At 47.2% G+C, this 10811-nt stretch carries 7 protein-coding genes and 2 riboswitches; of the genes, 3 read left to right on the top strand and 4 right to left on the bottom strand.

Annotated elements, in window-relative coordinates; all coding sequences use genetic code 11:
* Positions 1 to 87: 87 nt before the first annotated feature.
* From ACN08Z_RS07200 to ACN08Z_RS07190, 3 genes are all read right to left on the bottom strand, one after another.
* Entirely contained in the window at positions 88 to 855 is a 768-nt protein-coding gene (locus ACN08Z_RS07200; RefSeq protein WP_419103866.1) for a trimeric intracellular cation channel family protein, read from the bottom strand.
* A 162-nt stretch (positions 856 to 1017) separates the two neighbouring features.
* Positions 1018 to 1659 carry a hypothetical protein gene (locus tag ACN08Z_RS07195; RefSeq protein WP_419103865.1) on the bottom strand — a complete coding sequence of 214 codons (642 nt, stop codon included), beginning with the start codon at positions 1657 to 1659 and terminating at the stop codon, positions 1018 to 1020.
* 124 nt (positions 1660 to 1783) lie between these two features.
* Positions 1784 to 3892 carry an AMP-binding protein gene (locus ACN08Z_RS07190; RefSeq protein ID WP_419103868.1) on the bottom strand — a complete coding sequence of 703 codons (2109 nt, stop codon included), beginning with the start codon at positions 3890 to 3892 and terminating at the stop codon, positions 1784 to 1786.
* Between the two features lie 5 nt (positions 3893 to 3897).
* A riboswitch (SAM riboswitch) is annotated at positions 3898 to 3986 on the bottom strand.
* 175 nt (positions 3987 to 4161) lie between these two features.
* Positions 4162 to 4274, top strand: a riboswitch (SAM riboswitch).
* Between the two features lie 99 nt (positions 4275 to 4373).
* On the opposite strand from ACN08Z_RS07190, the gene ACN08Z_RS07185 reads away from it, so the two are divergent.
* Entirely contained in the window at positions 4374 to 5870 is a 1497-nt protein-coding gene (locus tag ACN08Z_RS07185; RefSeq protein WP_419103864.1) for an LLM class flavin-dependent oxidoreductase, read from the top strand.
* A 79-nt stretch (positions 5871 to 5949) separates the two neighbouring features.
* Here ACN08Z_RS07185 and cls read toward each other — a convergent pair whose 3' ends face one another.
* Complete coding sequence (cls, locus tag ACN08Z_RS07180; RefSeq protein ID WP_419103863.1) at positions 5950 to 7449, bottom strand: cardiolipin synthase; 1500 nt, start codon at positions 7447 to 7449, stop codon at positions 5950 to 5952.
* A 193-nt stretch (positions 7450 to 7642) separates the two neighbouring features.
* On the opposite strand from cls, the gene ACN08Z_RS07175 reads away from it, so the two are divergent.
* Both ACN08Z_RS07175 and ACN08Z_RS07170 read left to right on the top strand, forming a co-directional pair.
* On the top strand, positions 7643 to 8602 hold the full coding sequence (locus ACN08Z_RS07175; RefSeq protein ID WP_419103862.1) for a phosphoglycerate dehydrogenase: 960 nt from the start codon (positions 7643 to 7645) through the stop codon (positions 8600 to 8602).
* Positions 8603 to 9060: 458 nt separating this feature from the next.
* The gene (locus ACN08Z_RS07170) at positions 9061 to 10809 is read left to right on the top strand and encodes an ABC transporter family substrate-binding protein (RefSeq protein ID WP_419103861.1); all 1749 of its coding nucleotides are present in this window, start codon (positions 9061 to 9063) and stop codon (positions 10807 to 10809) included.
* The last annotated feature ends 2 nt before the right edge of the window (positions 10810 to 10811 follow it).

Here is a 10811-nt window from a genome sequence, read left to right as displayed (position 1 = left end):
TGCCACCCACAACACCTCAACCCTATGCAGAACCCCGCAGACTAACTGCGGGGTTCTGCACGTATTACCGTTAAAACAGGTATGTCATTACTTGTGTGATGTTCTTTTGACCTGACTCATCGGAATAACTTCTAAATTCTCGGTAAGAGGATTCCCCGGTGTCCAGCCTTCACCAGCAATCGTGTGAGTCTCAGGTTTTTTACGTCTGAAACGTGGTCGAGGAACAGAAAGTTTGACAGGCTCCGGCAACTGCCAACGCCTCGTGTGCGCAAGAAGACCAAACACTAGACACGAAATAATTGATATTCCCATCCCAATATTAGGAGAAGAAAAAAGTGTCGTACATAGAGCAGTCTCTGCCGCGCCAACAACCGCTACTGTCGCATAGAGAGAATTACCTCCCAAGATAGCTGGAACACGGTTGACCATCATATCTCGCAATACACCACCGCCCACCGCGGTCACCACACCGAGGGCAATAGCCGGAAGCCAATGAAGCCCAATGCCTAAAGATTTAATAGTTCCTGTAGCGGCCCAACAACCCATACCCAGAAAATCTACAACAACTAAAACACGGTTAGCCCAACGACTCCCCAAATCGATACAGTACGCCAACAATGCTGAGATGAGAGCACCAGCCCAATACGCAGAATCAGTCAATGCAACGGGTAAACCAGTATTAAGAAGAACATCACGGATTAGCCCTCCACCCATACCAGAGAGCACCGCTAAGAGGATAAAACCTACAACATCAAAACGGAATGCGCGAGCAACTGCGCCACCGAGCAAACCATTAGCAACAACTGCTGCTACATCGACCACTCTAAAGAGCACGCTTGGATCCCATACCTGCATACGCATGCCTCTTTCTGATGTTTCATATCGATAGAATGACTTCAATAAATACCGATACATGCTACAGCATGTACAGACCACCAGTACAGGTGGTATACGGCGAGAAGGCGACTCACCACGTATGGTAAGCCGCCCTCTTCTATCATCAAAAATTATTGAGGATTATTCGCTACTCTTAGCAGAATCTTTGTCATGAGAAGTATGAGAGAAGAAATGATGGAATTTCTCTTTAACCTCTTCATGCTTCTCGTGAGCTTTCTGGCGGAACTCTTCACGCTTCTGCTCGTGAAGTTCTTTCTGAGCTTGTTTCTCAAGCTCTTTACGAGCCTTCTCCGCCTGCAAAATAGAGGCCTGAACTTCAGCAACGCTATCTCGCTGAACATCTACCGCGCCAAGACCTTGCAGATATTTATCAAGAAGATCATCTGATTCTTGAGCCAGAAGAACAAGTACTGTTCCATCCACTGCTAGAGAACGAGTGACTTTATCAAATAGTCTTGCTTCCTTAACCGCACCAGTGGAATCAATCATGGAGCCTGCTAATGCTCCAGCACCACCGTAAAGGAGAAGCCCAATTGGGCCACCCCACATACCGATAGCGGCACCAATAATTCCGCCGAAAGCCCAGTTGCTTTGAACAGAAGAATCATAGTTAAAACCGTCTTTGGCTGTAACTTTTCCGTTCTCTACAACAACAACTCCACCCACTAAAACGCGGTACGTTGGGGCATTAGAACGAAGCTCAGATAGCGCCTTATACGCAATAGCATCATCTTCAAAGCGGATAGTAAGGATATTTTCCATGATAGTACCTTTCGTAGATGTCCTACTATGCAAGATTCTAACCATACAAATAATAAGGAAACAATAGTGTGATGTTATTGAGTGAATACGTACCCTAAAATAACCACGAATTTTTTACCCAGTCTTATGAGCACGCCAAAACCTGAGCGATATCCCGCAACACCTCATCATTTTGCAAAGATGACGTATCTCCTAGAGGTTTCCCCTCATACAACTGAGACAACAAACGACGAGTAATCTTCCCTGAACGAGTCTTAGGAATCTCAGCAACCGCCACCACATCTTTAGGCTTTGCAATAGGTCCAATCTCAGAACGAATATGCAACTCTAACACCTCACGTAGCTCAGAAGAAGACAACGCCTTACCCTCATCACTAAGCGTCACAAAAGCTACTGCTTGATGCCCCGTCAACTCATCCTCAATAGGACAAACACCAGCCTCAACCACAGCCTCATGACGCACTAAAGCTGACTCAATTTCAATTGTCGAAAGACGATGACCCGAAATATTAATAACATCATCAATCCTGCCCAGAATATAAATATCCCCGTCCTCATCTTGCTTTGCGCCATCTCCAGCTAAAAACCAGCCACGCTCCCCATAATGTCTCCAATAAGAATCAAGATAACGCTGAGGATTTTTCCACACAGTACGAGCCATCGAAGGGCCCACTTTATCAACCACAATGAACCCTTGAGCCCCCGTCTGAACCGGCTCACCGTGCTCATCAACAACACGCACAGAAACCCCCGGAATAGCACGAGTAGCACAACCTGGTTTGACAGCTATACCTGGAGTGCCCTGCTCAAAAGTTCCCTCAGGCGCAAACTGAGGATCATGCGGGCGAGGAGAACAAATCGTTGAACCCGTCTCAGACTGCCACCACGTATCAATAAAGGAAGCACGACCAGAACCAATATGTTCACGTAACCAATACCAAGCTTGTGGATTAATCGACTCACCCACAGAACCCAAAAGACGAACCGACGAAAAATCATACTTTCCCGACTCTGGGCCATGCGGGAAAGCCCCCATCAACGAACGAATCAACGTTGGTGCCGTGTAATAGTTTGTGACACCATAGCGTTCAATCACTTCAAAATGCCGTTCAAAAGTAGGAGTATCAGGTGTACCTTCAAAAATTACTTGACTCACGCCATTGACTAACGGCCCATATATCTCATAAGTATGAGCTGTCACCCACGCCAAATCAGCTGTACACCAATGAACAGTATCAGCAACTTTCTGCACATCATTACAAGAGGACAACTCATCAGGACGAAGCACACCATCAGCATCAACAACATCAGGCAACAAATCATAAAGTAACGCATGAGAATACGCCGTCTGCGTCAAATACCCGCCCATAGTATGAACAAGACCCTTAGGTCGGCCCGTTGTCCCCGACGTATAAATAATAAATAACGGATCTTCAGCATCATGCAATGAATAATCATGCGTATCTGGAACACCCTCAATCAAATCGTGAAACCAAACATCTCGCCCCAAACACCACGGAACACTCTGTCTTTCCTGCTCGGTAGCTGAGGTACGGTTCACCACCACCACATGCTCAATATTATTCTCAGACGAACACGCCTCATCCGCTATCGACTTGACCGGAACAACCTTACCCCGACGATTCTGACCATCAGTTGTAATTAATACCTTGGCACCAGTATCCTCTACCCGAAACTTCAAAGCCTCCGCCGAAAAACCGCCAAAAACAAGAGAATGAATCGCCCCAATACGCGCACAGGCAAGAGCAAAAATAATAGTTTCAGGAATCACCGGCAAATAAACAACAACACGATCACCCTTAACCACACCCAAACGCTCTAAACCATGTGCCGCCTGAGCCACACGGCGTTGCAACTGAGCATAAGTGATAGCTTCACGATCACCAGGTTCACCCTCAAAGAAAAGCGCAACCTTATCGCCAAAACCTTGCTCTACATGCCTGTCCACACAGTTATAGGCAACGTTGAGCTGACCACCCTCAAACCACTTAATCGTTGGAACAGAAAATTCTTGAACACCATCTTCACGAACGTCTACTAAACGAGGAGGAATAAACTCATGCGTTTTATCCTCATCCCATAGCTTCCCCCAACTAAGACGTTCTCGCGCCTGCCTTGCCCAAAAATCAATACGTTCTTGATCCGAAACATCTGTCGGATTCTGCACCTGATTTCGAGGGTCTGAATAAGAAAAAGACGAATAATACGACATCGATACTCCCATCGTTTCTGGCATTAGCACCACCGCATAAGCGAGGTTGCTGCGACGTCTTAGAGCCAGGTCTCTCAGTCGCTCTGGATGGTTTAGACGAGTTCTACCGTAATACCTTCCGTACACATTCATCTAGACGTTACTTTCCATTGCCAGCAGATGAACACATCACGTTGCATAGAGTCATATTCCTTAGCGAACGTCACCCACCGCAATAAACACTGAAGCTCTTGGGTGCCAAGAAGAACTTTTTATAAGCTAAACCCAGCGATCACGAGTTCCAACGTCAAGCTCTGGCTTGTTGGACGGCAACCCTCTTCCCGTAGCGGGGTGCCCCAGATGAAGATCCGGCTCAAAATAATCACAACGGCAAATACGGCGCCTATGCGTCGGGCATATCAACACCGAAAAATATGGTTCTCAATATGCCACGCCTCATAGAGGAGTGCTCTCTCCTCTAAGAACGCAAAGGAAAAAACTTATGGCAACTCATACCGCCACGACAGAACAACCCACTACGACACCGTCTTCTTCTAAAAAACGTATCGTTGTCAACGCGTTTGATATGACCACAACAAGCCACCAAAGCTTCGGATTATGGCGTCATCCGCGCTCGCGAGCCGATGAATATAACACCATTAAATATTGGACAGATTTAGCTCAAGTATGCGAAAAAGGGCTTTTTGACGCGGTCTTTATCGCTGATGTGGTGGGCGTATACGACGTATATAAGGATTCTGTTGCACCCGTACTTCGTGATGGTGCACAGGTGCCGGTAGGTGATCCGTTCTTACAGATTTCGGCGATGGCAGCGGTCACGGAACATCTTGGTTTTGGAGTGACAGCTGCCGTGACCTATAACCAGCCTTATACTTTGGCTCGTTCTTATGCAACGTTAGATCATTTAACGGGTGGTCGTGTTGGTTTTAACGTGGTGACTTCTTATCTTCAATCTGCGGCAGAGAATCAGGGGCTTGCCGGTCAGATTGAGCATGATGAACGATACGAAATTGCTGACGAATTTCTCGACGTCTGTTATAAGTTGTGGGAAGGCTCTTGGGAAGACGGAGCGGTGCTACGTGACCGTCAGCGCGGAATTTTTGCAGATCCTGAGAAAATTCATCCTATTTTGCATCAAGGCAAGTATTTTCAAGTTCCTGGAATTTCTTTGACCGAGCCGTCTGTTCAGCGTACTCCCGTAATTTTTCAGGCTGGTGCGTCTTCTCGCGGTCAGGCTTTTTCTGGAAAACATGCCGAAGCGATTTTCATTTCTGCTTTACGTCCAGATTTGACCAGGCATGTGACCTCTCGTATCCGTGATGAGGCTGAGCGTTCCGGACGCCGCCGTGATGACGTGAAGATTCTTGCCATGCTTTCGGTGGTAGTTGATGAGACTGACGAGAAGGCACAGCAGAAGTATCAGGATTATGTGAAATATGTGGATATAGAGTCTTCTCAAGGAATTGTTGGTGGCTGGTCTGGTGTTGATCTTTCACTATTTGATGAGGACGAGATTCTTGAGTATGTCAAGACGGAGTCCATTCAATCCTTTTTGACGCCTTTTACTTTGCAGTCTCAGACGAAGAAGTGGACTCGTGCTGATATTGCTCGTCATTGCGCTATTGGTGGTATGGGCGATGTGATTATTGGTTCTGCTCAGACTGTTGCTGATGAGCTGGAACGCTGGATTGATGAGGGTGATTTAGACGGTATTAACCTTGCGTATCATGTTTCGCCTGGTTCTTTTGAGGATTTTGTGGAGTTTGCTGTTCCTGAGCTTCAAAAGCGGGGCCGGTATCGTACGGAGTATGAGGGGCATACATTGCGTGAGAATCTTTTTGGTGTGGGGCATACACGTGTGAATGAGCGTCATCCTGCGGCAGCATATCGTGGCGCTTTTGCTGGTGGTCCTAATGCTGCTGACACTCCTGCCCGTCAGTTTTTGAGCTTGGCTCAGAATCAGGCAGAGCGTTTATAAGAGTTTTTCTTCTGCTCATGATTCGCCGTGTGAGGGTTCTCTTTGGTGTAGGGGGTATATCAGAGAGAACCCTCATCTTTTAAAGGAGCGATGACCAGAGCCTACAGATATTTTCTACGACCTTGATACGGTTGGGGCGGGCAACCCATTCGTCGTATCGGAGGGTTTTGCATTGAGAGATGTATTCTTCAGAGATACTTTCTAACTCTTTAACCATTCCTGTATCAACGATGAAGGTGGATACTTCGAGGTTGAGTGCAAATGAGCGCGGATCCATGTTGGATGAGCCGATGAACGTGAGGTGGTCGTCTACAAACATGTATTTTGAGTGCAATACGGTTGGCCCGGGGTATTGTTTGATGGTGACTCCGGCGTGGAGAAGTTTCTCGTAGTAGGAGCGTTGAGCCATGTTGGGTAGGAACTGGTCTCCTTTTTCGCAGACGATGAGGGTGACATCAATTTTTGATAGTGCTGCGTTGGTGAGTGCTTGTAAGAGTGTTTCTTCTGGGACGAAGTAGGGGGAGCAGACGACGATGCGTCGTTCTGCATTGTAAATGAGGTAGTTGATGAGGCGTAGGTTGTTTTCCGTTTCGAATCCGGGGCCCGATGGAACAATTTGTGCCAACATTCCGCTGTGCACACGGGGAATAGCTGTTTCGATTTCGTTCAGTGGTAGTTCTCGTGTTTCGGAGTACCAGTCTGAGATGAAGACGGCGTTAAGTTCTTCAACAACGGGGCCTGTGCATGAGAACGTAAGGTCTTGCCAGACGAGTCCTTTTTTGAGGTTGGCAGGTAGATTGTAGGAACGGTCGATAGCGTTTTGTGAGCCGGAGAATGCGATGCGACCGTCAACAATGACGATTTTGCGGTGGTTACGTAGGTCTGGTCGTTGCCATTTACCTTGGAATGGTTTCAAGGGCAACATGAGCTGCCAGTTGATTCCGGAGTCATCAAGGAGTTTGCAGAGTTTTTTCCAATTAGGGTATTTTCGAGAGCCCCAATGGTCGATCATGATTTTGACCAGTACTCCGCGCTGGTGTGCTGCAAGAAGCGCATCCCATAGCGGTTTGGTGGTGTTGTCGTAGGCGGCAATATAAAACTCGAAGTGTACGTATCGTTCTGCCCGATTGATTTCTTCTGTCATCTGTCGGATAGCTTGGTGGTTATCTTTGATGAGTGTGAAAGTGTTGCCACCGACGAGGGGGAGCGCTCCGAGCTTGTAGTTGAGGTTCGCTGCTACTCGTGCTGGTTCAGGGAGTTCTCCATGGGATCCGAGGATGGAACGGGATTCTTCATCAGCATTTTTGGATGCGAGTATCTCTTTCATCATGTCGTTGATGGTGCGTTGTCGGATTCTTCGGTGTCGTGGTAGTCGGGAAGATCCAAAGAGCAAGAAGGCAACAAACCCGATATATGGGACGAGGAATATTGCCATGAGCCAGCCGAGAGCAACCACGGGTTTGCGGTTATAGGGTAGCCAACAGATTGCGATAATACGCAAGGTGATATCGAGGATGAAGAGTGTTAACGCTAACCACGTAGGTAGATGGGCTAATCCAAAGATGTTAAGAGGGTCCACGAGATTTATTTTATAGAAAGTTTTTCAGATGAGAAGAGTATATTTTCTTATATTTCTTCGGGGGTATGTGTGTTGGGTGGATGTATTTGTCGTAATTTGGGTGTTGATATTTTTATTCTGTGTGCTCTAGGACATAATCTAAGAAGAGTGCCTTAGGGCATGTTTAATGTTCTCGTGATATGGAAGATTTGATATGAAAATCCTTGCTCCTACTATTATTCCTTTGGACGCTCAGAAGCTTGGTCTTCAGGCAGAAGATACGCTAGTTTCTTATGACCCTACTGAGCTTTTACCTGCAGAGCACTATGATGCCGATGTCATGATTAGCTGGGGTAATACTAATGAACAGTTGCAAGATGCAGCGAAGAATTTATCTCAGGTGAAGTTGGTTCAGGCTCTTCTTGCTGGGCCTGACCAGGCTCGTGCAGCTGGTTTCCGTGATGAAGCGGTTATCTGTTCTGGTATTGGCTTGCATTCTTTGACCGTTGCTGAGCATGCGCTGGCTTTGACATTAAATTTTGTGCGTTTCTTGCCGTTGCTTTCTGAGGAGCAAGATAATTCTCGTTGGGCGGGGGAGTTAGGTGGTCCTCAGGAGCTTCATCCTGCGGATAAAGTCACAACTCTTTTGGGTGCTCGTGTTTTGATTTGGGGTTTTGGATCCATCGGTCAGAGCACAGCCCGCTTATTTCAGGCCTTTGGTGCTCAGGTGCAGGGTGTGGCGCGTTCTGCTGGTGAACGAGCTGGTTTCCCCGTGATTGCTGTTGATGATATTGAACAGTACTTGCCTCAGACTGATATTTTGGTGATGATTCTTCCGGCTGCTGCTGAGACGGAGAATGCGTTGAACGAACAGCGTTTGGCGTTGTTGCCTTCTCGTGCATTTGTGGTGAATGTTGGTCGCGGTGTCACTGTTGATGAGGATGCGTTGATTGCGGCGTTGGAGAGCGGTGCTATTGCTGGTGCTGCGGTTGATGTGGTGAAGCAAGAGCCTTTGCCTTCGGATTCTCCTCTATGGGGTACGAAGAATTTGGTGATTACTCCTCATTCGGCGGGTGGACGTCCGGTGAATCCTGAGGAGCTGATTGCGCATAATCTTTGTGCTGTGCGTGCTGAGGCTAGTGGCGAAACTGCTGATTATCGTAATAAGATGTAAGGTTTGCTGTATGAAGCCGGTGGGGTGTTTCCTCGCCGGCTTCTGTGTTTTAAGTGTCCACTATGTGTACACCACGCCTGTTTGTATGTTAATTCCATATTATTTTTTGGGCTTGGAGAGGGTGTTAAACGGCACTTAAAAAGAACATAAATCTTTTACGAAGAAAATAACTAATTGTTGATGTAACCCATATAAAACCTAGTCAAGTGATATTTATTGGTTTGATTATTTAGGGTTAAAGAGGGTTGCTTGTGTTTGGTAATAAAAATTTTACCTTTATTTAGCTTTTTCTCATCATATGAATAAAGATTCGTTTTAGGGTATCTTCATGTACAACTGGTTAAGTTTTGTTTACAATGAAACTTACATGTGTTTCCAGTCACTTAGGTTGCCTGTCGTTCATCTACGATGAGCTCTGGTAGTCGCACACAACATCTCATATTGAAAAAGGAGAAGGAATGCGCATTTCACGTAGATCCTCCATCATCGGCTTTGCAGCCGTATCCGCTCTTGCACTATCCTCTTGTGCAAGCACCGGAAACAACGCAAGCTCATCTTCCGGGGATAAGGGTTCAAAATCTGTCTCAATGGCAATCGTGAACACCTTCAGCTCCCTCAATAGCAATTCTGCTGACGGTAACGTCGACACCAACGGCATGATTGCTAACATGACCACCTCCGGTTTCTACTCCATCAACAATAAGCTTGAGGTTGTACATAACGACTGGTTCGGAACCTATGAGGAATCCGATAAAGGCGACGGCATGGAAGTTAAGTACACCGTTAAAGACGACATGAAGTGGTCTGACGGTAACGAAATCGGTGAAGGCGACCTCCTCTTGGCATGGGCTGTTCTTTCCGGACACTTCGATGACTCCGAAAAAGACCTCACCTACTTCTCCTATGCTGGCGACACCGCTGGTCTAGGCAATGCTGGTGTTCCCGTTCTCTCTGACAACGGAAAGACCATTACCTTCACCTACCCACAGAAATTTGCTGACTGGGAGGTTGCATACGACATAGTCGCTACCCCCGCTCACGTCGTAGCTAAACTCGCAGGCATGGACGAAGATAAGCTCGTAGAGGTTATCAAGAACGCTAAGCCCGGTGAAGAGAACGCAGACCTACGTAAAATCGCAGACGCATGGAACACCGGCTTCAACACCACCACCATGCCAAGCGAAGACCTCATTGTATGCAACGGCCCATACAAGCTTGACGCTGTTGTCGAAAACCAGTCTGTTACCCTCGTAGCAAACGAAAACTACCAAGGTCCTAAGAAGCCTGCTATCTCCGAAATTACCCTCAAGATTCTTCCCGATGCTGCAGCTCAGATTCAGGCATTGAAGAACGGTGACGTGGACGTTATCACTCCGCAGGCATCTATTGATACTGTCTCTCAGGCTAAGGCTTTGGACAACGCAGAAACTCACGTTGCTCCAGACCTCTCCTACGATCACCTCGACTTGAACTTCCACTCTGATGTCTTCAAAGACGAGAACGTTCGTAAAGCATTCTTGCTCACCATCCCTCGTCAGGACGTTGTTGACAAGCTCATCAAGCCTATGCAGCCAGACGCAGTAGTTCTTAACTCCGAACTATTCGTTGTATCTCAGGGCAAAGCATACGAAGAAGCTGTTAAGCAGAACAACTCCAGCGAATACCCCACTACCGACCCTGAAGCAAACATTGCTAAGGCTAAAGAACTTCTCAACGGTGCAACACCTACCGTGAAGATTCTTTACAACAACAAGAACAGCAACCGCGAAAACACCTTCCAGATGATTAAAGAAGCAGCTGGTAAGGCAGGCTTCAAGGTTGAATCTCTTGGCTCTGAGCAGTGGGCTAGCGAACTTTCTAAGGGCCCAGAAGGCTACTACGATGCTTCTATCTTCGGTTGGGTTTCCCCTGGCGTAGGCCACGAATCCCTCGGACAGATCTTCGCAACCGACGGCGGATCTAACTTCACCGGTTACTCCAACGCAACCGTTGACGAAGACGCTAAGAAAGTGATGAGCACCGTCGATAACGCAGAGATCCAGAAGGTTCTCATCCAAGCTGACGGCGAGCTCTTCAAAGATGGCTACGGCCTACCTCTCTTCCAGAGCCCAAGCCTTGTTGCTTACAACAAGTCCATTTCAGGTATCGATCCTAAACCAGGTCAGTACCCTGCAACCTGGAACATCGTTGACTGGGATATCAAGTAATA

The organism is Rothia sp. P7181 (assembly GCF_048513015.1).
Classification (GTDB): domain Bacteria; phylum Actinomycetota; class Actinomycetes; order Actinomycetales; family Micrococcaceae; genus Rothia.
This window is presented reverse-complemented; position numbering and strand designations above follow the sequence as displayed.